The organism is Pigmentiphaga aceris, from assembly GCF_008119665.1.
Taxonomy (GTDB): Bacteria; Pseudomonadota; Gammaproteobacteria; order Burkholderiales; family Burkholderiaceae_B; genus Pigmentiphaga; species Pigmentiphaga aceris.
Window position 1 is genome coordinate 2,407,950 of the sequence record NZ_CP043046.1, and the last position, 21,899, is coordinate 2,429,848.

25 protein-coding genes are annotated in these 21,899 nt (G+C 60.6%); 18 read left to right on the forward strand and 7 right to left on the reverse strand.

The window, feature by feature from the left end; genetic code table 11:
- Nucleotides 1-11: 11 nt before the first annotated feature.
- On the reverse strand, nucleotides 12-713 hold the full coding sequence (locus tag FXN63_RS10350) for a DUF1963 domain-containing protein (RefSeq protein ID WP_148814575.1): 702 nt from the start codon (nucleotides 711-713) through the stop codon (nucleotides 12-14).
- Nucleotides 714-1,207: 494 nt separating this feature from the next.
- Here FXN63_RS10350 and FXN63_RS10355 point away from each other — a divergent pair, with 494 nt between their 5' ends.
- The gene (locus FXN63_RS10355) at nucleotides 1,208-2,044 is read left to right on the forward strand and encodes an alpha/beta fold hydrolase (RefSeq protein ID WP_187395163.1); all 837 of its coding nucleotides are present in this window, start codon (nucleotides 1,208-1,210) and stop codon (nucleotides 2,042-2,044) included.
- Between the two features lie 94 nt (nucleotides 2,045-2,138).
- Here FXN63_RS10355 and FXN63_RS10360 read toward each other — a convergent pair whose 3' ends face one another.
- The 3 genes from FXN63_RS10360 to FXN63_RS10370 form a co-directional block, all read right to left on the reverse strand.
- Nucleotides 2,139-2,321, reverse strand: a complete 183-nt coding sequence (locus tag FXN63_RS10360; RefSeq protein ID WP_148814577.1) for a hypothetical protein — start codon at nucleotides 2,319-2,321, stop codon at nucleotides 2,139-2,141.
- Between the two features lie 93 nt (nucleotides 2,322-2,414).
- The gene (locus FXN63_RS10365) at nucleotides 2,415-3,080 is read right to left on the reverse strand and encodes a thiol:disulfide interchange protein DsbA/DsbL (protein WP_148814578.1); all 666 of its coding nucleotides are present in this window, start codon (nucleotides 3,078-3,080) and stop codon (nucleotides 2,415-2,417) included.
- Between the two features lie 135 nt (nucleotides 3,081-3,215).
- Nucleotides 3,216-4,124 carry a LysR substrate-binding domain-containing protein gene (locus tag FXN63_RS10370; protein WP_148814579.1) on the reverse strand — a complete coding sequence of 303 codons (909 nt, stop codon included), beginning with the start codon at nucleotides 4,122-4,124 and terminating at the stop codon, nucleotides 3,216-3,218.
- A 237-nt stretch (nucleotides 4,125-4,361) separates the two neighbouring features.
- On the opposite strand from FXN63_RS10370, the gene FXN63_RS10375 reads away from it, so the two are divergent.
- The 12 genes from FXN63_RS10375 (at nucleotide 4,362) to FXN63_RS10430 (ending at nucleotide 16,448) form a co-directional block, all read left to right on the forward strand.
- Nucleotides 4,362-5,402 carry an ABC transporter substrate-binding protein gene (locus FXN63_RS10375; protein WP_148814580.1) on the forward strand — a complete coding sequence of 347 codons (1,041 nt, stop codon included), beginning with the start codon at nucleotides 4,362-4,364 and terminating at the stop codon, nucleotides 5,400-5,402.
- 135 nt (nucleotides 5,403-5,537) lie between these two features.
- Nucleotides 5,538-6,605 carry an ABC transporter ATP-binding protein gene (locus tag FXN63_RS10380; protein WP_148814581.1) on the forward strand — a complete coding sequence of 356 codons (1,068 nt, stop codon included), beginning with the start codon at nucleotides 5,538-5,540 and terminating at the stop codon, nucleotides 6,603-6,605.
- Nucleotides 6,598-7,512: an ABC transporter permease gene (locus FXN63_RS10385; RefSeq protein ID WP_148814582.1), complete on the forward strand. Its 915-nt coding sequence runs from the start codon at nucleotides 6,598-6,600 to the stop codon at nucleotides 7,510-7,512. The genes FXN63_RS10380 and FXN63_RS10385 overlap by 8 nt, the downstream gene beginning before the upstream one ends.
- Nucleotides 7,505-8,299: an ABC transporter permease gene (locus FXN63_RS10390; RefSeq protein WP_148814583.1), complete on the forward strand. Its 795-nt coding sequence runs from the start codon at nucleotides 7,505-7,507 to the stop codon at nucleotides 8,297-8,299. The genes FXN63_RS10385 and FXN63_RS10390 overlap by 8 nt, the downstream gene beginning before the upstream one ends.
- 20 nt (nucleotides 8,300-8,319) lie before the next feature.
- Nucleotides 8,320-9,447, forward strand: coding sequence for an NAD(P)/FAD-dependent oxidoreductase (locus FXN63_RS10395; RefSeq protein ID WP_148814584.1), 1,128 nt, complete (start codon nucleotides 8,320-8,322; stop codon nucleotides 9,445-9,447).
- Entirely contained in the window at nucleotides 9,437-9,778 is a 342-nt protein-coding gene (locus tag FXN63_RS10400) for a (2Fe-2S)-binding protein (protein WP_148814585.1), read from the forward strand. The genes FXN63_RS10395 and FXN63_RS10400 overlap by 11 nt, the downstream gene beginning before the upstream one ends.
- Nucleotides 9,771-11,165 (forward strand): NAD(P)/FAD-dependent oxidoreductase, encoded by a 1,395-nt coding sequence (locus FXN63_RS10405; RefSeq protein WP_148814586.1) that lies wholly within the window; start codon nucleotides 9,771-9,773, stop codon nucleotides 11,163-11,165. Before FXN63_RS10400 ends, FXN63_RS10405 begins: the two co-directional genes overlap by 8 nt.
- A 1-nt stretch (nucleotide 11,166) precedes the next feature.
- Nucleotides 11,167-12,369 carry an NAD(P)/FAD-dependent oxidoreductase gene (locus tag FXN63_RS10410; protein WP_148814587.1) on the forward strand — a complete coding sequence of 401 codons (1,203 nt, stop codon included), beginning with the start codon at nucleotides 11,167-11,169 and terminating at the stop codon, nucleotides 12,367-12,369.
- Entirely contained in the window at nucleotides 12,366-12,719 is a 354-nt protein-coding gene (locus FXN63_RS10415) for a RidA family protein (RefSeq protein WP_148814588.1), read from the forward strand. Before FXN63_RS10410 ends, FXN63_RS10415 begins: the two co-directional genes overlap by 4 nt.
- Before the next feature lie 796 nt (nucleotides 12,720-13,515).
- On the forward strand, nucleotides 13,516-14,412 hold the full coding sequence (gene dapA, locus FXN63_RS10420; protein ID WP_148814589.1) for a 4-hydroxy-tetrahydrodipicolinate synthase: 897 nt from the start codon (nucleotides 13,516-13,518) through the stop codon (nucleotides 14,410-14,412).
- A 573-nt stretch (nucleotides 14,413-14,985) separates the two neighbouring features.
- Nucleotides 14,986-15,744, forward strand: coding sequence for a hypothetical protein (locus FXN63_RS10425; RefSeq protein WP_148814590.1), 759 nt, complete (start codon nucleotides 14,986-14,988; stop codon nucleotides 15,742-15,744).
- The gene (locus FXN63_RS10430) at nucleotides 15,741-16,448 is read left to right on the forward strand and encodes a hypothetical protein (protein WP_148814591.1); all 708 of its coding nucleotides are present in this window, start codon (nucleotides 15,741-15,743) and stop codon (nucleotides 16,446-16,448) included. The genes FXN63_RS10425 and FXN63_RS10430 overlap by 4 nt, the downstream gene beginning before the upstream one ends.
- Before the next feature lie 102 nt (nucleotides 16,449-16,550).
- Here FXN63_RS10430 and FXN63_RS10435 read toward each other — a convergent pair whose 3' ends face one another.
- Nucleotides 16,551-17,675 (reverse strand): alpha/beta hydrolase, encoded by a 1,125-nt coding sequence (locus FXN63_RS10435; RefSeq protein WP_148814592.1) that lies wholly within the window; start codon nucleotides 17,673-17,675, stop codon nucleotides 16,551-16,553.
- A 75-nt stretch (nucleotides 17,676-17,750) separates the two neighbouring features.
- Here FXN63_RS10435 and FXN63_RS27270 point away from each other — a divergent pair, with 75 nt between their 5' ends.
- Nucleotides 17,751-18,014 carry a hypothetical protein gene (locus tag FXN63_RS27270; RefSeq protein WP_222864024.1) on the forward strand — a complete coding sequence of 88 codons (264 nt, stop codon included), beginning with the start codon at nucleotides 17,751-17,753 and terminating at the stop codon, nucleotides 18,012-18,014.
- Here the strand turns inward: FXN63_RS27270 and FXN63_RS10445 are convergent.
- Nucleotides 18,003-18,644 (reverse strand): DUF1109 domain-containing protein, encoded by a 642-nt coding sequence (locus FXN63_RS10445; RefSeq protein ID WP_148814593.1) that lies wholly within the window; start codon nucleotides 18,642-18,644, stop codon nucleotides 18,003-18,005. The two genes, FXN63_RS27270 and FXN63_RS10445, sit on opposite strands and share 12 nt — an antisense overlap.
- The gene (locus FXN63_RS10450) at nucleotides 18,641-19,192 is read right to left on the reverse strand and encodes a sigma-70 family RNA polymerase sigma factor (RefSeq protein ID WP_148814594.1); all 552 of its coding nucleotides are present in this window, start codon (nucleotides 19,190-19,192) and stop codon (nucleotides 18,641-18,643) included. Before FXN63_RS10450 ends, FXN63_RS10445 begins: the two co-directional genes overlap by 4 nt.
- A 185-nt stretch (nucleotides 19,193-19,377) precedes the next feature.
- Between FXN63_RS10450 and FXN63_RS10455 the strand changes: the two genes are divergently transcribed.
- Genes FXN63_RS10455 through FXN63_RS10470 form a run of 4 tightly spaced genes read left to right on the forward strand, consistent with a single transcriptional unit; the run spans nucleotide 19,378 to nucleotide 21,826 of the window.
- Nucleotides 19,378-19,668 (forward strand): BufA1 family periplasmic bufferin-type metallophore, encoded by a 291-nt coding sequence (locus FXN63_RS10455; protein ID WP_148819160.1) that lies wholly within the window; start codon nucleotides 19,378-19,380, stop codon nucleotides 19,666-19,668.
- Between the two features lie 32 nt (nucleotides 19,669-19,700).
- Nucleotides 19,701-20,552, forward strand: coding sequence for an MNIO family bufferin maturase (gene bufB / locus FXN63_RS10460; protein ID WP_148814595.1), 852 nt, complete (start codon nucleotides 19,701-19,703; stop codon nucleotides 20,550-20,552).
- Nucleotides 20,549-21,313 (forward strand): HvfC/BufC N-terminal domain-containing protein, encoded by a 765-nt coding sequence (locus tag FXN63_RS10465; RefSeq protein ID WP_148814596.1) that lies wholly within the window; start codon nucleotides 20,549-20,551, stop codon nucleotides 21,311-21,313. The genes bufB and FXN63_RS10465 overlap by 4 nt, the downstream gene beginning before the upstream one ends.
- A gap of 21 nt (nucleotides 21,314-21,334) precedes the next feature.
- Entirely contained in the window at nucleotides 21,335-21,826 is a 492-nt protein-coding gene (locus tag FXN63_RS10470) for a DoxX family protein (RefSeq protein WP_148814597.1), read from the forward strand.
- The last annotated feature ends 73 nt before the right edge of the window (nucleotides 21,827-21,899 follow it).

The window sequence follows — 21,899 nt, forward strand, 5'->3', positions numbered from 1 at the left end:
CGCGCGCCACGCTATCGATTGATGAACATCGTGGCGCGCAGCGACTCGGCGTCGACAAAGACGTAGCACGTGCCGTCCGAGCAGAAGTTGCCGAAGCTCACATCATGTTCGGCATCTTCGACCTCCAGAAACTGATCGATCTGCAGCAGGTAGGCAAACGGTGCATTGGGCACCTGCTGCGGCCCGTTTCCCGTCCACCAGGGCACGCCACCCAGCTTCGTCCGATGCGTTGCTGGAAACAGCATGTCGTCAGTGAAATCGTTGAGCCAGCGGATCGGATCGTTGACCGCTTCCGCCAGCTCTGGCGGTACCGGGTCTTCAAACGGCTTCCAGCCGGTCACCCATAGCTCCGGCAAGATTTCCGTCGTGCTCTCGGGAGCAGCGGTGTAACCCTCACGCAGGTCATTGCGCGACAGGAAGAAGGCGGCATTGGTGCCGATATCCGGGTTCCAGAAGCTGCAGACATCTTCACCTTCGCACTTGAACAGATGCAGCACCAGATCGCTCAGCTCGCTTTGGCCTGCCAGCGGTCCCAACTGGTCCAGTGCATCCCGCACCGGCAGTTGCGCCACCAGACTCATGGCCTGTCCGCATTCCTTGCAGACAGGCCAGAGCGAAGTCGATAAACCCCAAGGCAGTCCCCCCAGTTTGGGTGCCAGGCCGGTAGACGTGGCCGGGCGGGTGACGTGCAGGGTGGGAATCAAGCTACGCATGCAGAAAGGCTCCTTGGAAAACACAGGGTTGGCGCGCCCGAGCATGCCATGCAATAAGTGCCTGTGTTCGGCTGGAAAACCCAGCTTTCCGATTCAAACGTTTGGTCACGCCCGGGCTTTCGACTCGGCCTTTTGAGATAGGTCGTCACGACCAGAACATCCAAGTCGCATACCAAACGTGCAATACCTGCATGGTGCTCCGCATCAAAATTCGGCATGGCACGTTGTCGCGTGAAGCCATGAGCATCAAGGGTTTCGGACCGTCGCCTGCCCGGCACCGTCCATCCGGTCGCTCGCCTTGAAGCAACACGCTGAACCCGTCGGAATACATCATGACAAACGCTGATTTGCCCACCGCCTTCGAGCAGGACCGGCGAAAGCTGCTTCTCGCTGGCGCGGGAACCCTGGCTATCGCAGGTCTGCCGTTCGCAGCACACGCTGCCGGCTCAAACACGCACCGCGCATCCGCGCACCCTCAGAAAGGACAGTACGCTATGAACACGATCACCACCAAGGACGGCGTAGAAATCTTCTACAAGGATTGGGGCCCGAAGAATGGCCAGCCGATCATGTTCCACCACGGTTGGCCGCTGTCCAGCGATGACTGGGATGCGCAGATGCTGTTCTTCGTCAGCCAGGGCTATCGCGTCATTGCGCATGACCGTCGTGGCCACGGTCGCTCGGCCCAGGTGAGCGAGGGTCATGACATGGACCACTACGCCGCTGACGCGTTCGCGGTGGTCGAAGCGCTGAACCTGACCAAGGTGTTCCACGTCGGTCATTCGACCGGTGGCGGTGAAGTGGCACGTTATGTGGCCAAGTTCGGCCAGCCCAGCGGCCGCGCCGCCAAGGCCGTGCTGGTCAGCGCAGTTCCCCCGCTGATGCTGAAGACCGCGAACAACCCGGAAGGCTTGCCGATGGAAGTGTTCGATGGCTTCCGTGCAGGCGTTGCTGGCAATCGTGCCCAGATGTTCCTCGACGTGCCCGCCGGCCCGTTCTACGGCTTCAATCGCGAAGGGGCCAAGGTTTATCCGGGCGTGATTCAGAACTGGTGGCGTCAGGGCATGATGGGCAGCGCCAAGGCCCATTACGAGGGCATCAAGGCATTCTCGGAAACCGATCAGACCGCTGACCTGCAAGCGATCACCATCCCGACCCTGGTGTTGCATGGCGACGATGACCAGATCGTGCCGATTGCCGATGCCGCGCTGAAGGCAATCAAGCTGCTGAAGAATGGCTCGTTGAAGGTGTACAAGGGCTATTCGCACGGCATGCTGACCGTCAATGCCGAGGTGCTGAACGCTGACCTGTTGGCCTTCTTCAAAAGCTAAGTAGACCAACTGACAGACGTCAAGCAGACAGACGTCAGGCCGACAAATGCAAACGCCGCCTTCCGTGGATACGGAAGGCGGCGTTTCTCATGGTTCACGGTTGCGGCATGCGGCGCGGCCCTTCGGTCTCGGTACGCTGCACCTGGCGGTCTGCTTCGTTCTCGTCGTGGGTCGAATCCGCCGGTTGGGCCTCGGCGTCCTTACCAGAAGCAGGCGTGGGCTTGGGTCTATCCTTATCAGCCGTATCGGGCTGATTCGGGTCTGGGATCGTGGTCATGATGGGCCTGTAAACGAGTGGTTTCAGGCCCGATTACCGCAATTTCCGTTCCCCTTGAGGCAGACAATCCATGCTTCAAGAACGACGACAGGCTTATGCCTTCCGACGCACCTTGTCGATCAGGAAGTCGGTCACGGCCAATGCCTGGGGATGACCACCTGCCGTGGCAGGTGAGGTCAGGAACTCACCTTGCACAATGAACGTGGGCGTGGAATCCACCCCGTAATCGGTCAGCATTTTCTTTGCGCGAACCATGCTGTTCTGCACGCCGAAAGACTTCGTGGCGGCCAGAAACGCCTGCTTGTCGCCACCGTTTTTCTCGACCAGTGCGGCGACTTCATCCGGGGTTGCCAAGCGTTGCCGGTTCACGTTCATTGCGGTGAACATCGGGGCAGTCATCTTGTCGACAATGCCCAGCGACTCGAACGCAAAATAGCTGCGCATCAGGTTGTCGGCGCTGGCCAGGAAGGGCACCGGGATGCGCTTGAAGCTCACATCTGCAGGCAGCTTTTTGGCCCAAGGCTCAAGATAGGTTTCCAACGCGAAGCAGTGCGGGCAGGCATAGGAGAAAAATTCCAGAACTTCGATCTTGCCCGGCACTGACACCGGCTGCGGTGTAGCCAGTTTCACGTACTGCGTGCCCTCGGCGGGTTGGCTGCCCTGGGCTGAAACGGAAGCGGTCCAGGCAGACAGGGCGGTCACGCCCGCTGCGGTGCCAGCAAGTTTGCCCAGGAAGGCGCGTCGATCTACTTTCATCATGGTGTCTGCTGCACGAAGTCGATAAAGGTGGCGACCGTATTCCGGTCGGTGGTCCGGGGTCGCATACAGACTACGACCATGCGAAGGCGAAAAGCGTTCCGCTTATGTTGCGTTGATCGCGTCGCACAGGAATGATCAGCGCACGATGAAACGGTCGTCAATCGTCCGATACGCATATTCGCGCACGTGGGTGATGAAGGCCTGCAGCAGCAAAGACGGTTTTCTGTCGATGGGTGTCAGTACCGAGAAATTCGCCTTCATCGCGGGTTCGAAAGGAATGAACCGCACCTTGTCCCCCTTGTAGACCGATGCGGTGATCGCTTCCACCAGCGATACGCCCAAGCCTGCTTCCACGAAGTGACAGATCGACATCGACACCTGGCATTCGATCCGTGACTGAAGCTCTACGCCGTGAGCGGCAAACATGGAATCGGTTTCCAGGCGGGTGTGAATCGTCTTGGGGTGAGCAATGAAGGACTCTCCCACGAAGTCGTGGGGATAGATCACCTCACGGTCACACAGGCGGTGGTTGGCAGGGACCGCACAGACCAGGCGAGCGGCGAACAGCAGCTCTCCGTGGGTACTGCTCATGTCCAGAGACAGGATAGGGAAGCCGACATCGCAGCGCTGGCCCTGCACCATGTCCACCACGGTTCGCGAACTGTGCATCAGCAGCGAGATGTTCGCGTCCGGCCGGGTGGCGACGAATTCGGCAATCGCGTGGGGCAGCAGGGAAATCGCGATGGCGGGTGCCGCCGCGATTTGCAGGCTGCCACGCTGCTGAGTGCGAATGTCCTCTGCGGCGCGCGCGATGCGCTCCACCCCCACCAGTGAACGCAGGACTTCCTCGTATAACGACTCTGCCTCTGGCGTGGGATACAGTCTTCCACGGGCACGAAGAAATAAAGGAAAGCCGACGCTTTCTTCCAGGTCGGCAATCAGGCGCGTAGTGGCGGGCTGTGAGATGTGCAGCGCCTCGGCCGCACGCGTGACGGTCTGGTATGCCATGACGGCGCGAAAGGCTTCGAGCTGGCGGATTTTCATGCAGATTCCTTGGCGGATGCGTGCAACGGTACCCGCATTGGTGCATAGGCGTCATGCAGGGTTGAATGTAACGACCCTATGCGAAATAGGCATTGAAACGCCAAAAAAAAGCATTATTCCTTAAAGTCGAATGCCCCTACGCTAGTCGCAGGTATGAGTTTTTCTGAACATCCGGTAGCCCAGCAACACAACAAAGGGACCGGGAGTTCTTAACCAGCGTTCACGGAGGGGACTACGATGAAACGCAATGTACTGAGCGCGGCAGTGCTTTTGGCAGCAACCCTGGCAGCAAGCGGTGCGGCAGTGGCGCAGACGCCCACGCTGTACCTGGGTTCTTACGGCGGTTCGACCGAAAAGCTGTTCAAGGAAAAAATCATCCCGGCCTTCGAGGCCAAGCACAAAGCCAAGATCGTCTACGTGGCAGGCAACTCCACCGACACGCTGGCCAAGCTGCAAGCGCAGAAGGCTGCACCGGAACTCGACGTGGTGCTGGTCGATGACGGCCCGATGTACCAGGCCATGCAATTTGGCTTCTGTGACAAGGTTGCCGACGCCCCGATCTACAAAGACCTGTACCCCTTCGCCAAGCTGGGCGACACCGCAACCGCCGTTGGTGTGGTCGCCACCGGCCTGATGTACAACACCGAAGCGTTCAAGAAGCTGGGCCTGCCGGCACCGGATTCCTGGACCATCCTGACCGACAAGAAGTTCTCGCAAAAGATCGTCATTCCGCCGATCTCGAACACCTATGGTCTGCAGACCCTGGTGAAGTTTGCCGAGCTGAACGGCGGCAATGCGAAGAACATCGATCCGGGTTTCAACGCCATCATCAAGCAGGTGAACCCGAATGTGCTGGCCTGGGAACCCTCGCCGGGCAAGATGACCGAACTGCTGCAAAACGGTGATGCCATCCTGGGCGTCTGGGGCAGCGGCCGTGTGCAGGCGCTGAAGGAAACCGGTTTCCCGGTTGAATTCGTATTCCCGAAGGAAGGCGCACCGGCGCTGATGATCGCGGCTTGCCCAGTCGTGAAAAGCGATGTGCCGGAACTGTCGCAGCAATTCATCCAGTATTTGCTGACGCCTGAAGTCCAGGCCGATCTGGCCGCAAGCCAGGGCTTCGGTCCGGTCAACCGCACTGCCAAGCTGGAACCGGCGGTCGCGGCCAAGGTGCCTTACGGTGAAGCACAGGTGAGCAAGCTGCAGGCGTCCGACTGGGACACCATCAATACGCAGCGTACTGACTGGACCAACCGCTGGAACCGCACGGTCGAACGGTAATCCGTTCAGGCGGGGTCGCAAGCCAACCCCGCCCGTCGTCCCATCCCCCCACTTGGGTTCCACGCAGCACATGCTGCTGCGCGTGGACGACCGACGTGCAACGCGTCGCCTTTGAACAGCAAATCGGATGTGAATATGAGCTTTCTGAAACTGGAAGGGCTCGCCAAGTCTTTTGGCGATTTCAACGCGGTCCAAGGACTGAGCCTGGCCGTCGAGCGCGGCGAGTTCATTGCCTTGCTCGGCCCCTCGGGCTGTGGCAAGACGACCACCCTGCAAATGGTCGCCGGGTTTGTCGACCCGTCAGCCGGCAAGGTCATTCTGAACGGGCGTGACATTACCGATGTGCGTCCGGAAAAACGCGGCATGGGCGTGGTGTTCCAAAGCTACGCGCTGTTCCCGCACATGACCGTGGGCCAGAACATCGGCTTCGGTCTGGAAATGCGCGGCATGGGCCGCAGCGAGCGCGACAAACGAATCTCGGAAACCTTGTCGCTGGTTCGTCTGGACGGACTGGGCGAACGGTATCCACGTGAACTGTCGGGCGGTCAACGCCAGCGCGTCGCCATTGCACGCGCCTTGGCGATCCGTCCCGAAGTGCTGCTGCTGGACGAGCCGATGTCCAATCTGGATGCCAAGCTGCGCGAAGAAATGCACATTGAACTGCGCGCGATTCAGCGCTCGCTGGGCATCACCACCATTCTGGTCACCCACGATCAGGTCGAAGCAATGACCATGAGTGACCGCATTGCCGTGATGCACGGCGGACGCATCGTCCAGCTGGCCACACCCTACGAAGCCTACGAGCGCCCGGTATCGACCTTTGCGTCGGGCTTCCTGGGCAAGACCAATGTCTTGCGCGGTGAAGTGCAGGCCAAGAAAGAACGCTGCTGTGAGGTCCGCCTGGGCGATCTGGTGGCCCAGATTCCGCACGAAGGCAAAGACCCGCGCGGCACGGTCAACGTGTATGTACGTCCTGAGAAAATTCGCATCGCCGGGCCAGGCGAAGCCGGCCTGGCCGCGACGGTTCGCACCCGTCTGTTCCTGGGCAGCCACTGGATGCTGGAAGTCGACAGCAAAGTCGGCAGTCTGCGCATGAGCTTGCCGAACACCGGCACCGTGCCGCCGGAAGAAGGCACCGCCATTGTGGTGAACTGGTCCGACGATGACCTGCGCATGCTGTCTGCGGAGGCTGCACATGCCTGATGCCGCCGTGCTGAACACGCCGGTGGCCCGTACCAGCAAGCGCAGTCTTGCGCCCTGGTACCTGTCCGGCCCCGCGCTTGTCGTCTATGTATCGCTGCTGTTGGTGCCACTGGCACTGACCGCCATGCTGTCCTTCAATGCCTTTGATGGCACGAAGGGCATCTTGCCCACGCACACGCTGCACAACTACATCGAGATCTTCTCGGACGGTTATTACCACGAGATCTTTCTTCGCACAGGGGGGCTGGCGCTGGCGGTCACGGTGCTGTGTGTGGTGTTTGGCGTGCCGGAAACCATCATTCTGGCGCGCATGAAAAGCCCGTGGCGTGGCCTGTTCCTGGTGGTGATTCTGGGCCCGCTGCTGATCTCGGTGGTGGTGCGCACGCTGGGCTGGTCGATCCTGTTGGGCAACAAGGGCCTGATCAACGAAATGCTGCTGGCCATTGGTGCCATCGACTCGCCGATCCGGATGGTCTTCACCATGACTGGCGTGGTGATCGCGCTAACCCACGTGTTGATTCCCTTCATGGTGATCGCCGTCTGGGCAACGCTGCAAAAGCTTGATCCGCAAGTGGAAAACGCGGGTCTGTCGCTGGGCGCATCGCCCGCCACGGTGTTCCGTCGCGTGATCCTGCCGCAGATTCTGCCGGGTGTGCTGTCGGGCAGCATCATTGTCTTTGCACTGGCCGCGTCGGCTTTCGCCACCCCTGCGTTGTTGGGTGGGCGTCGCCTGAAAGTGGTGGCCACTGCCGCCTACGACGAGTTCCTCAGCACCTTGAACTGGCCGCTGGGGGCGGCGATTGCCGTCATCCTGCTGATCGCCAACGTGGTGATCATCATCGGCTGCAACCGCCTGGTGGAACGTCGCTTCAAGCAAGTCTTCGACAGTGGAGCCCAAGATGCGTAAAAACGGATGGTGGTCGATCGCGTATCACACGCTGTTCATCGGGTTCATCGTCGCGCCCTTGCTGACGGTGGTGGTGGTGTCGTTCACGCCGCTGGGCTACATCTCGATGCCCACCGATGGTCTGTCGCTGCGCTGGTTCCGGGCAATCTTCGAGGCCAACGAAATCATCAACGCCTTCTGGCTGTCACTGGGCTTGGGCCTGGTGTCGGCAACCGTGTCGGTGGCGCTTGCGGTACCTGCGGCCTTGGCGCTGACGCGTTATCGCTTCCCGGGGCGGGGCGTGCTGGCGGCGTTCTTCATGTCGCCGCTGATGATCCCGCACGTGGTGCTGGGCGTGGCTTTCCTGCGCTTCTTCAACCTTGCAGGCATGTCGGGTTCCTTTGTGTGGCTGGCCTTCACGCACGTGATCGTCATCATGCCGTATGCCCTGCGACTGGTGCTGTCGGCCGCAGTGGGCATGGACCGCGATGCCGAGCGTGCGGCGCTGTCTCTGGGCGCAAGCCGCTGGACCGCATTCCGTCGCATCGTGCTGCCCTTGATCTTGCCGGGTGTGGTGGGCGGCTGGATGCTGGCCTTCATTCAAAGCTTCGACGAGCTGACGATGACGATCTTTGTGGCAACCCCAGGCACGACCACGCTGCCGGTCGCCATGTACAACCAGATTGCCCAGACGATCGATCCGCTGGTGGCGTCGGTGTCGACACTGATCATCGCGGGCACGGCCATCATGATGATCCTGCTTGATCGTCTCGTCGGTCTTGACCGCGTGCTGATCGGCAAACAATAAAACAAGGTCGGAAACAAACCATGAACACGAGCGATTTGCTGGTGATTGGCGGTGGCCTGGTCGGTGCTTCGGTGGCGCTGGGTGCCGCACGCAGCGGCCTGAAGGTCACCGTGCTGGACGAAGACGACGTGGCGTTTCGCGCCTCGCGCGGCAACTTCGGCCTGGTGTGGGTACAAAGCAAGGGCTTCACCTTGCCTGACTACGCACGCTGGAGCCTGGCGTCGGCACAAAGCTGGCCGGAACTGTCCGCCTACTTGAAAGAACGCACTGGCATCGATGTCGAATTGAAGCAGCCGGGCGGCCTGCACCTGTGCTTGTCCCAGGAAGAAATGGACACGCGCAAGGAACGTCTGCAGTGGCTGCAGGACGAGGTCGGCCCGCACTACCAATTCGAGATGCTGGACTACGACGAGTTGCGCAAGCGTGTGCCCTTGGTGGGACCGGATGTGGTCGGCGCGACCTACACACCGATGGACGGACACACCAATCCGCTGAAGCTGTTCCGCGCGCTGTACGACGCGGCAGGCAAGGAAGGCGTGCAGTTCAAGACCGGTTGTGGCACCGAGGACATCTCGTATGCCAACGGCATCTTCACGGTGAAGGCAGGCGGCAAGGTATGGCAGGCACCGAAGCTGGTGCTGGCTGCCGGCCTGGGCAACAACAAGCTTGCACCCAAGGTTGGGCTGTATGCCCCGGTGGAACCGAATCGTGGCGAAGTGCTGATCAGCGAACGGCTGCGCCCCATGCTGTCATACCCCACCAACTTCGTGCGCCAGACGGACGAAGGCACGGTGCAGATCGGTGATTCGCATGAAGACGTAGGCTTTGACGACGGCACCATCACCTCGGTATTGGGCGGCATTGCCAAGCGCGGCATCAAGTGCTTCCCGATTCTGGCCAACGCCAATCTGGTGCGCGCCTGGGCCGCCTTGCGCGTCATGAGCCCGGACGGCTACCCCATCTACCAGGCGTCCGAGTCGCACCCCGGCGCGTTCGTTGTCACCTGCCACAGTGGCGTCACGCTGGCTGCCAACCACGTCATGCGCATTGCGCCGTGGATTGCTGGCGGTGCGTATCCCGACGCGATCCGCGAGTTCAAGGGCGATCGTTTCCTCAATAAAAATCTGGTGTTCACCAATGGCCACTAATAGCCTGTTCCGTCCGCTGCAAGGACCAAGTTCCACGCCGGCGCGGTCGGTCAAGATCGAATTCGACGGCCGTGCACTGCAGGTGCAGGAAGGCGTATCCGTGGCCGCCGCGTTGCTGTCGGCCGGGGTATCGCGCTTTCGTACCTCGGTGGTCAGCGAAACCCCCCGCGCCCCGTACTGCATGATGGGCGTGTGCTTCGAATGCCTGGTCGAGATCGACGGGCAGGCCAGCCGCCAATCCTGTCTGGTGCAGGTGCGTGACGGCATGAAAATCCAGACGCAGCGCGGTCCGCGTGCCCTGACTGACGGCACGGAGGCCGGCAATGAGTGATATTCAAACGGGTGACCGATACGACCTGGCCGTAGTTGGCGCAGGCCCCGCCGGCATGAGCGCCGCCATTACCGCGCGGGCGCGCGGTTTGAACGTGGTCCTGCTGGACGAACAGGAAGCCGTGGGCGGTCAGATTTACCGCAACATCACACGCGCCAACCCTCGTGCCCTGGACGTACTCGGCCCGGACTATGCCTCGGGCGCGCGCATTGCCGATGCCTTCCATATCAGCGGTACGGTGCACCTGACGGGCGCGTCCGTCTGGCAGGTGGGCCGCGACGGCACTATCAACTACCTGCGCGGTGGCAAGGTCAGTTCGTTGCATGCCACGCAAGTCGTGCTGGCCAGCGGTGCCATGGAACGCCCGTTCCCCATCCCGGGTTGGACACTGCCCGGCGTGCTGGGCGCAGGCGCAGCGCAGATTCTGTTGAAGAGCGCAGACCTTGCGCCATCCGAGCCCGTGATATTGGCTGGCTGTGGCCCCTTGCTGTACTTGCTGGGCTGGCAGTACCTGCGTGCCGGTGTGCCGATCAAAGCGGTGATCGACACCACCGACACTACCGATTACGTGCGTGCTGCCGGTCACCTGATCGAAGCACTGGCCGCATGGCCCATGTTGAAGAAGGGCCTGAAGCTGATGAGCGCGCTGAAGAAGGGCAAAGTGCCTTTCTATCGCGGTGCGACCAACCTGGCGGTTCAGGGTACGGATGCGGCTACCGGCCTGCGCTTTACCGTTGGCGGCAAGGACATGCACGTGGACAGCAAGGTCATCTTGCTGCATCAGGGCGTGGTGCCCAATACTCAGTTCACGTGGTCGCTGCGCGCCAAGCACAGCTGGAACGACGTGCAGCTTTGCTGGACGCCGGATGTCGATGCCTGGGGCAGGCTTGAAGGGCTGCCCAACATCTATGTGGCCGGTGACGGCCTGGGTATTGGCGGTGCGTTGGCTGCTGCGGTGCAGGGTCAGTTGGCAGGGTTGGAAGTGGCTGCCGTGGCCGGCAAGATCGACGCGGGTGCGCGCGACTCGGCTGCTGCCCCCTTGCGTGCAGAACTGGCCAAACAGCTGCGCATTCGCCCCTTCCTGGATGTGTTGTATCGCCCGAAAGACGCCAACCGTGTGCCTGCCGATGCGGTCACGGTATGCCGCTGCGAAGAGGTCACCGCAGGCGACATTCGCGGCTACGTGGCGCTGGGTTGTTCCGGTCCCAACCAGACCAAGTCTTTCGGCCGTTGCGGCATGGGACCGTGCCAGGGGCGCTTGTGCGGGTTGACGGTGACCGAGGTGATTGCGCAGGCGCGTGGCGTGTCGCCGTCAGAAGTCGGCTACTACCGCATCCGTCCGCCGATCAAGCCGGTGACGCTGGGCGAGTTGGCCAACGAGGCCTGAGATGGTTTCGCAGACGCCTGATCTTTCCAAACGCGAGGCAGACGTCATCGTCATCGGTGGCGGGCTGCATGGCATGTCCAGCGCCTTCCACCTGGCGCGTCGCGGCAAACGGGTGATCGTGCTGGAGGCCGATTACTGCGGCCGGCACGCGTCTGGCGTCAACGCCGGGGGCGTGCGAACGCTGGGCCGTGATCTGGCAGAAATCCCGCTGTCCTTGGCTTCGCGCGACATCTGGCATGAGCTGGGAGAATTGCTGGGCGACGATGCTGACTTCACGCCCAGTGGCCAGTTGCTGGTGGCCGAGAACGAAAAAGATATCGTCACCATCAACAAGCGCGTGGCCTTGCTGGAATCGCATGGGTTCACGCACGAGAAGATCATTGACGGCAAGACCGCGCATGAACTGGTGCCGACGATTTCGCCGCATGTGTGCGGTGGCATTTGGGTGAAGGACGATGGGCATGCATTGCCTTACCGGGCCGTGACTGCCTTCCGTCTGGCCGCTCAGCGCATGGGCGTGGCGGTGCACGAAACCACGCCCGCGCAGCGCCTGGATTGGCGTGACGGCCGCTGGCATGTGACCACACCGCGCGGTACCTTCAGCGCGGAACACGTGGTCAACAATGCGGGTGCCTGGGCAGGGGAGTTTGCTGCGCAGGTGGGTGATCCGGTGCCGCTGGAAATCGGCGGGCTGATGTTGATGATTACCTACCGCTTGCCTGCGTTTGTGAAGCCTGTGTTGGGCGCAGCGGGGCGTCCGTTGTCGTTCAAGCAGTTTGCGAATGGCACCGTGCTGATTGGTGGTGGTTTGCGTTGTCCGGTGGATGTCATCGGGCGTCATGGCGAGGTGGATTTCATCCGCCTGGCCAGCAGTGCGCAGACCGTGACGGACTTGTTCCCGCATTTGCGCGAATTGCCCGTCAACCGCGCGTGGGCGGGGGTTGAGGCCTTCATGCCCGACAATATTCCGGTGATCGGCCCGAGTCTGTCGTCGCCGAACATCGTGCACGCATTTGGTTTTTCGGCGCACGGATTCGAGCTCGGCCCGATCGTTGGCCGTATCGTGTCCGAGCTGGTGTGCGACGGTACAACCGCGCACCCCATCGCGCCATTTTCGGCAGGGCGTTTCCGTCCTGTCACAGCGACCGAGGCAGGCGCTGCCGTCCCGGTCCCGTTTTCTATCCCAACAGGAGTTCCCCGATGAGCGACATTCAACGCCTTGATTCGAACAAGCGCCTTTCCCGCGTCGTGATCCACAACGGTGTGGTGCATGTGGCTGGTGTGACGTCCAGCGACCTGTCGGAAGACATTGGCGTGCAGACGCGTGATGTGTTGACCAAGATTGATGGTTACTTGGCTAGCGCTGGTACGGATAAGTCGCGTTTGCTGACGGTGCAGATCTGGCTGAAGAATATTGACCGTGATTTCGAGGGCATGAACGCGGTGTGGGGCGAGTGGGCTGATATCAACAATATGCCGACGCGTGCGACGGGTGAGGTGAAGCTGGCTCGGTCGGAGTTGCTGGTTGAGATTATTGTGTCGGCAGCGAAGTAAGTAGCTTGGCGTTGTGGCGGTCCAGGGCTTGGCTTTGGTTCGCTGCATTGCGCTTCTGTAGGACTAAGGCTCTCTAGTTATGGAGGGCCTTTTGCTTTTGTGATGCTGTTGGTTCTTGCGTTGGCGGCGGCGAGGGTGTCAGCCGTGCCCAGCGGGCTCCGGTCCTGGCTGCGCCAGGACTTCCCGGATTTGAGCAGGTGCGCGGGGCGGTCGCGGACTCGCGGGGTGAACAAGCCCCGGCTTGTTCACAAGCGTCCCGCTCAAACATGCGCTCCCTTGCCTCCCCGCGCACCTGCTCAAATCCGGCGGGCCCAATGGGCACGGCTGACACCCTCGCCGCCGCCTTGGAAATGTGGGTTCGGAAGGGGGCTTGGCTGGGGCGTCGGTTGAGTTTGCTGTGTTGTTAGTGGCACAAGCGCTTGGCTTTTCAGGCTGATGTTGGCCTGCCTGATCTGTCGGCAGTTTGGTGATGGCGTCGTTCGGCCTGAGTCTGCTGTGCTGGTATTCCCGTGAAATCAATCTTGACGAGCGTGTGAAGACGCCACTAAATTGGTTTCACCATGAGCCGCCGCCTCGTCCTTGTTTCTCTCGATCTCACTGCGAACCAGTCGCAGGCGGGCGCGCGCGCGAAATCCAAAAAACAGTCGCTCATCTGACCGGAGCGCGCTGTTCCGTCAGTTGAGCGACGGAACAGCATCAGTAGAAGACGGTCTGCCAATTCCCCCTTACTGTCTTGAGTACGTTTGCTTCGTTGCTTGCCTGCACGGTTTCCGAATCGGTCGATACGGAGCATGCAATGCAAGAAACGAAGTATCTCTATCGTGGTATCTGGCTACCTCTGGTCACCCCTTTTCGCAACGGCGAGGTGGATTACGTCGCCCTGCGACAACTGGTGTCCCATTACCGCTGTAGCGGCCTGACGGGATTGGTGGTGTGCGGCACCACTGGCGAAGCCGCCGCACTCGATGAAACAGAACAGTTGGCTGTGCTGGATACGGTGCTGACTGAGGCCGGGGATTTGCCGGTCATGATGGGTTTGGCGGGCAACAATCTTCGGCATGTGTTGAGCCGTCTCGCCACTATCGGCGAGCGGCCATTGGCTGGGGTTCTGGTACCCGCGCCGTATTACATCAGGCCGTCACAGGAAGGCTTGAAGGCGTACTTCCGCGCATTGGCCGATAGGTCTCAGGCACCGCTGGTGCTGTATGACATCCCTTACCGAACCGGTGTGACGCTAAGCGCCGAGACACTGCTCTCGCTGGCGGACCACGGCAATATTCGCGGTATCAAAGACTGCGGTGGTAACGCTGAAACCACGCGGGCGTTAATCGCCGATGGCCGTTTGGCAGTCCTGGCCGGAGAAGATCAGCAATTGCTTGCCACGCTGTGCATGGGCGGTCAGGGTGCGATCCTTGCATCAGCGCATATTCGGCCAGATCTTTTCTCGGCCCTGTGGCGCGCAGTGGCAGACCAACGCCTGCATGTCGCCCGTGACCTTTTCCACGCGTTGATGCCGATGATCAGGCTTATGTTTGCAGAACCCAACCCGGGACCGGTCAAGGCTTTGCTGGCTGGATACGGCTTGATGTCCGATGAGCTACGTTTGCCCATGACGCCGATTTCAACGGAGCTCGCTCGACAATTGGCAATCGTTCGTGAGGCTTTGGACTTGGTAGAAGCGGACGCGTTGTAAAAGGTCAGCCTGATACAGGCGGGCGCATGCGCGTCATCAGTCGCATGCGCTTGCCCGTTTGCTCTCGTTTCACGAGATTGGCCGGCGGACCTTGTCACTGTAGAAAAGGCCTCACCGCAGTTGGCCCAGGATCGACGCCGCCAGCGGGATGTTGCTTGCGCCTTTCGACAGTGTTGCTCCGTCGAGACGCTGACATAAAGCAAGTGACCTGAATGGCGACGAGTTGGTAGAGGCGCTCACGCTAGCCCGGACAAGGGGTTCAGCAACTTGGTGATGGTGCACTTGCCTTTGGATGTGTGATTTATCTCCCGCTGGCGGACTTTTATTCGGCCTGACTCGAAGCTGAAGCTGGCATACTCAGTCGTATCAGTTTGTGAGCGCTGTATTATTAGTTACGACGCCTGAGCGTTACCACTTCTGTTCGTCAGAACCCGGTGGATGCGATGTCGCTCTTCTTCGTCCGGCGCGGACCATTAACTCCGATATTGTCTGCCGCACATGCATATTCGATTCCGATTACGCCGCCCAACTTGCTGGTCCGCTGCGAAGCGCTGCCTTGTTGCATGGATCACGTTGCCGGCGTTGCTGTTCAGCGCATCTGCCCTGCAGGCTCAAACCACGGCTGGGGACGTGGCCCCCGAGACGCCGGTAGCGATGGCCGCGCCTGTCAGCGTTGTCGAGCCCGCAACGCGCTTGCCAAAAAAGAAGGTCGATGTGACCGAGAAGGTGTGGTCGCAATTCTCGGTGTCGGAGCGTGCTGCGATCATGGCGCACGATATCGAGATCGCCATCATTCCTTCCGCGCAGGTTGGAATCGTCCAATCTGCCCAACTCGTCAACCGGTCGCAAGCCGGCACAAACTCGGGCGCGTTGCTCGGTGCGGCAGTTGCGCAATCGATGTATATCGATAACCGTCTGCGCGACGGTGGATCGAACTATTCGGCCTCCACGCAGATCGGTATCGGCCTCTTGGGCGCTGCGCTTGGCAGTTCCCTGGATAGTGCACCGGTGCGCAAATTCATCATCAACTACGGCATTCAGACGCTCGATGGCGAAGTGTCGCAGGTGCTGGTGGAATCTGGCGACGAGTTCGTCGCACCTACCGGGCGCTGCGTTTACCTGCCTGGTGTCGAGCCGGCACCGAGCAGCCTGTGCAACAACGACAAGCTGGCCTTCCTTTCCCGCCTGAGTGTGCTTGGCCAGGCGGATCCCAATGTCGTCGTGTCGGAACAACCGCTGGGAATACAGGTGAATTGCCGCGTCCCCGCAGTCGGGCTGATGAGCCTGGACCGTTCGATGTGTACCCAACTTAACGGAACGATTGAAAAATGAGTTTTTTGCGCCCGCTTCTTTCTGTATTGGCTGTGGTGATTCTGGCAGGGTGCGCTGCCAAGCCGCAGTTGACCGGCGAAAGCGCCATGCAACCCAAGCAGTTGTCATTCCCCGCGGTAGATGCGCCTGCGGTCGCCGCCAAGGGGGGCGTGGTGCATCTGCGCGCCAACTACCTGGGCAGCTATACCTATCGCCTGCGCGACACTTTGTCAGTGGGGTTCATGCTGGGTCGACTCTCGGTAACGTCTGCCAACGAGTTGCTGGAAGCTGAGCTGCAAGGCGAGCGCATGTATTGCACGCAGCAACGTGTGTTCTCGGCCATGTTGGAGGGACCCAGTAAACACGCGTGCTTTGGCCGTGGCCCCACCGACGGCGTCTTCAACCGTGTGCGCGTCGCGCCCGGTGAATACTGGTTCACCAAAGACCTGCCGCAAGGCGTGCCCTATGTGAGTACCGAGCGCGGCGTGTCGGTGGACGGCAGTCCGTTGAAGCGCGAAATCTATTTCGAAGGCAGTGAAAACGGCGTCGTGCTGTTCACCGTCAAAACTTACGACCAGAGTCTGGATGGTCAGGCTCGCATGCGCCCAATCATGTTGCCGGTTCCTACCTTGCCCGCCACGGTCGATGTAGATGGCGCGCAGATCTTGATCGAGAAAGTCACGCCCAACGCGCTGACCTATCGACTGAAAAAAGGCTTCCTTTGAATCAGTGATGTTGGCATACGGAAAGCGGTAAACCCAGCAACGACAGCGGCAGTCCCATCTGCACAAGGTCAATCCCGTTGTGCAGATGGGTACAGATTCCGGCTACTTGACCTTGGTCTGCAGCCAGTTGTTGATCCACGCGGCCACGTCGATATTGTTCTTTTCGAGCATGACCATGTGACCGTTGCCACGTATGCCAACTTGCTCCAGGCGAACCATGTCGTTCTTGACACCGGCCTGGGTCAGCCAGTTCGACAGGCAGTGGTCGTATTGGGCGTGATACGAAGATTCCGTGATCAGGACAAGAATGGGTCGTCCGCCGACATGGCTCAGACGGCGAGCTGGCTCTTTCTGACGCCAGCATGCGACCAGATCGCTGCGGGAGGGCGTGGTTTCCTGCTCCAGCGCCAGGTCGCTTGCGTCGCGGATGGGCGGGTCGTAGGTGATCGGAATGTCCGACACGCCGAACGCGAGCTGTTTGCCTGCGCCGAAGACAGGCGATGCCTGAATCGGCGGGGCATTCGGTTCGACGGCGACGATTCCTTTGACGAGGTCGGGCCGTGCGTCGGCCAGCAGCCAGCCGAACGGCCCTGCCTGTGAGTGCGTCACCAGAACGGCCGGACCGATCCGATCCAGCAAGGCCTGGCCTGCCTGACGAACCAGGGTCTGTGTTTCTGCGTTCGAGGCCAGATACTCGACTTGGCTGGCATAGAACTGATCGAACACCGGGTCGCCCCGGCGGCCGGTGCCAGGCCACTGCGTGTGCAGCTTGGCTTGCGGCCATTTAGCCAGGTCGGCGGATGCTGTGAAGAGCTGCTCGATGACGGGTGCCGGGAAGTTGCGCAGCGCCCCGTCGATACCCGGATGCCATGCGGACCGGCCGCGCGCCGGCTGGTCTACCAGATAGACATCGTAGCCCTGTGCCACGAAATACTGCGCCCACCCTGGCCGCCCGTCAGGCGTGCTGATCCAGTTCATCGACGTCTGGGCCGCCCCGTGGAAGAAAACGAGAGGGTAGGGCTGAGTACGGTGGGTAGGTCGCAGATGCTCGACATACATCGCCCCCTGCATCACTTCTTTGCCCTTGTCGCCAACATAAGTGCCGCCTGCGTAGAACGCCGAGCGATCGGACGAGGTATTGCCAGTGGGCGCTGCGCATGCGCCGAGCAGACTGGCGGCTGTCAGCGCGACAAGGCTTCGCGCAAGCGTGTACAGAGGGGGATTCATCACAACTCCTGGGTGAGCACGGACGTCTTTGCGTCAGCTTGTTGCATGTTCTTTTGGATAGAACTTTGATCTATTGTGAAGAACTCTACAGCGGCGCACGATGAACCTGTTATCGGTACCAACCCCAGTTACGGTCTGGCGCGCATGTGCCACGACACTTTGCGAGCGTATGGTCCTTTGGCCTTGCAGGCTTGTAAGCAAGGCGTGGTGATGCCTGCGCTGGAACACATCATCAAGGCAAACACGCTGCTGTCCGGGCTGGGGTTTGAACGCGGCGGATTGGCTGCGGCACACGCCATTCACAACGAACCCTTCCCGGTCACACCCTTACCAACGTAGCAATCTAGGCCCGATCAACGCACCGAGCAACGCGGGCAGGCTCATCCCCGCCACGTACCAGACTGCCAGAAACGGCGCCGCCATTTCGGGGCAGTGCAGGGCGTAGATTGCTGCGCCTGAACCCGATGACATCGCGCCGGCTGCTGCGCCTGCGACGGCGGGCCTGGTGGGGGCCAAGCGCTTGAGTGACCATAGCGCCGCCACAAAGACAGGTGCTGAAATCGCAGTGATGCTGAAGGCGCAGCTGCGCCATGTCTGACCCATGATCAGCGCGGCGCGGTCTGCTGGAGGAGCGGTCATCAACACAATCACGCCCAATGCCCAGATGAACAATATTGGGGCAAGCAACCCCATCCAGGTTTGGCGCACGAGCACACCGGGCCGCGCAAGACGTTGCGTGACCGTAAAGCCAAACACGGCAACACAGGCGGGCACCAGCAGCTTTACCCAGAACATGGGCCATCCGATGGCGGTCGACAAGTCGCTGCGTACGCCGTAACCCATTGCCAGCAACAGGAACGACAGTGGCAGGCTCGCTGCCAGCGCCAGCCCGATCTGTCGTGATGCCGCCTTGGGCGAGACCGCCTCTACATTTGCGGCCAGCATGGCCACCAGGTTTTCCGTTTTCATTCGCGACTCCGAATTTTCAATGCCAGGGCTTTCAGCCCCCGGTGGATGCCAACCTTGATGGCAGATTCCGACATGCCGGTGCGTTGCGCGGCCTCCACGATCGACAGGCCTTCCAGCTTTACATGCACGATGGGCAGACGCTGCCGGTCGGGCAGTGTGTCCAACAGTCCGTCCAGGTCACGCTGGGCGTCGCTTGCTTCGGTTGCCGAATCGGTGAAGACATCCAACTCGTCATCCAAGGGGTCGTGCAACGCTTCTCGTCCGGCCTTGGCGCGCAGCAGATCGATCATCTTGTAGCGGGCAATGGCATGCACCCAGGCTGTCAGCGGCTGCTCGGGCTGGTAGGTGTGCCGCTGGTTGTGTACGGCAATCAGGCATTCCTGAAGCAGATCTTCCACTTCGTCGGGCCAGCCAAAAAGCCGACGGCGCAAATACGCGCGCAGGTGTGTGCCAAGTGCCGTCAAAAAGGCGTGATAAGCCTGTGCGTCGCCGCCCAAGCCCTGTATGAATAGATCGCGAAGTAACTGCTCGGCATCACTTGGCCCCATCTGGACCTCCTGATTGGTATTCGTGTCGATCGGGCTTTGGGTTACAGCAAACGCCAAATTTATTTATTTATCTTTTTTTCGATGGTGCTGTAACCGGCGTGATGCTTGGCCAGAACTAACAGATGACTGCGCCGCATTGGCCTGTCGCCAACCATAGTTTCAGCCGGAGTATCACCATGTCCACCATCACTACCCGTTCGATCGCTGCTACCGCTTTGGCCCTGGGCGCACTCGCTGCAGGGGCCGCAATGGCTGCGGATACCAAACCCATGACCGGCAACATGCCCAAGGTCGAGAAGTGCTACGGCGTATCGATGGCCGGCAAGAACGACTGTGCCGCCGGCCCTGGAACCACCTGCGCCGGCACGTCGAAAATGGACTACCAAGGCAACGCCTGGAAGAACGTGCCCACCGGCACCTGCACCTCGATGAAGACGCCGCGCGGCATGGGCTCGCTCACGCCGATCAAGTCCTGATCGTACACGTCAGTCTTCCTGGGCGACCAACCATGCACACCACTCTTACCGCAGGTCTGGGCTTGAAACCCGCGCATTTCGATGCTGCCTTGTCCTGCTGCGCGCCGGGCCTGTGGTTTGAGGTGCATCCCGAGAACTATATGGTCGAGGGCGGGCCACGTCTTCGCTGGCTGGACGCCATACGAGGATCGCACGCAGTGTCCTTGCATGGTGTGTCCTTGTCGCTGGCCGGCGACGAGGCCCCCGACGCTGCGCACCTGCGACGCTTTGCCGCGTTGGTACAACGCATTGAACCCGCGCTGGTGTCCGAACATTTGGCCTGGTCTGCATGGGGGGGCGAGCATTACCCCGACTTGCTGCCGTTTCCGCGCACCACCGCAGCCTTGCACCGCATTGCTGCCAATATCGAGCAGACGCAGGCAGCGCTGGGCCGCAGTATTGCCATTGAAAATCCCTCGCATTATTTGCAGATCGAACAGCATGCGTGGGATGAGATCGAATTTCTGACCGAGTTGACCCGTCGCACGGGTTGCAGCTTGTTGCTCGACGTCAATAACGTGTACGTGTCTGCCTGCAATCTGGGGTTCTCGGCTGAAGCCTATCTCGACCGGTTTCCGGGCTCGGCCGTGGCCGAAATTCACTTGGCCGGATACACGCCAGACCCGACGCTTGGTGCCGCCATGTTGATCGACTCGCATGATGCTCCCGTGGCACCCGAGGTGTGGGCACTGTATCGCCGCCTGGTCACGCGCATCGGCGCACGGCCCACGCTGGTCGAGCGCGATGGCAACGTGCCGCCGTTTGAAGACCTATTGGCCGAGCGCACACAGGCTGCTGATGAGTTGCAGCGGGTGGAGGCTCTTGAAAGCAAGGTGGCAGCATGAATACCGACACCAGCTCGCTCGGCGAATTTCAAAGCGCTTTTGCTGCTGCGCTGTTTGCTGATGACTGCAGCTTCGATCCGATTGCTGCGCTGACGCGGCAACCCGCTTTTGCGATCTATCGAAACACCGTGCGCAAAGCCTGTATCGATGCGCTGGAAGCAAACTATCCCGCCGTGGCAAGACTGGTGGGCGAAGAATGGTTTCGTGCAGTTGCTTCCATCTACGCAGTCAGCACGCCGCCGCGTGATGCACGCCTGATGCACTACGGTGCCGATTTCGCAGATTTTCTGGCGAACTTCGAACCCGCTGCGTCACTGACTTATCTGCCCGATGTGGCTCGACTCGATCGCCTCTGGACCGAAGCGCATGTGGCTGCTGGCACCACCGTTTTGGACGGCAGCGCATTGGCAAGCCTGCCGCCTGAATCGCTTGGCGCGATGGTGCTTGCGCCGCATCCCGCTGCACGCTGGGCATGGTTCGACAATGAACCTATTCACACCATCTGGCACCGCAATCGAGCCGATGAGCACGACACCGCCGACATTGCCTGGCACGGTGAAGGCTCGCTGCTGACCCGGCCGCAAGACAGCGTGTGCTGGTTTGAACTTGATCGCGGCGATGTTGCATTTCTGAATGCCTGTGAAGCAGGGCAGACGCTTGCGGACGCGGCTTCCGCAAGCTTGCAGGCGCAGCCCGACGTAGACCTGTCGACACTGCTTGCCAAACTACTGCGCGCCGGTGCCTTCGCCGGTATTCATTGACCCCGCTGGAAGGAGGTCGCCATGACGATCACCACAAGCCGTATTCCTTCTGCAACCGCTCTTGACGATGCTCCACATGGCCTGCGCGCGCATTGGAACCATGCGGCCGACTGGCTGACTTGGCTGGTGTCGCACAACCTACTGGCACTCGCCACCCGGGTGGGTATTGCAGCAACCTTCTTTTTATCCGGCAGGACCAAGGTCGAGGGATTTCTGACCCTAACCGAAGGCACCTACGAGCTGTTCCGCACGGAATACAAAGTGCCGCTGTTGCCGCCCGAGATTGCTGCCCATCTTGCGGCCTACGCCGAGCATCTGTTTCCCGTGCTGCTGGTGCTTGGGCTGTTCACGCGAGTGTCGGCGCTGGCCTTGCTTGGCATGACCTTCGTCATTCAGGTGTTCGTCTATCCCGACGCATGGCCGACGCATCTGTCCTGGGCGGCGATGTTGCTGTACTTGGTTGGGCGTGGCGGTGGGGCGTTTTCGCTGGATAGAGTGCTGCGTATTGCCTGAGTCGTTCGGCGCATGAAGGGTGCGAAGGAATCGGCTTGGTTGCAGATCGATCCTGCAAATCCACAATGCAAAT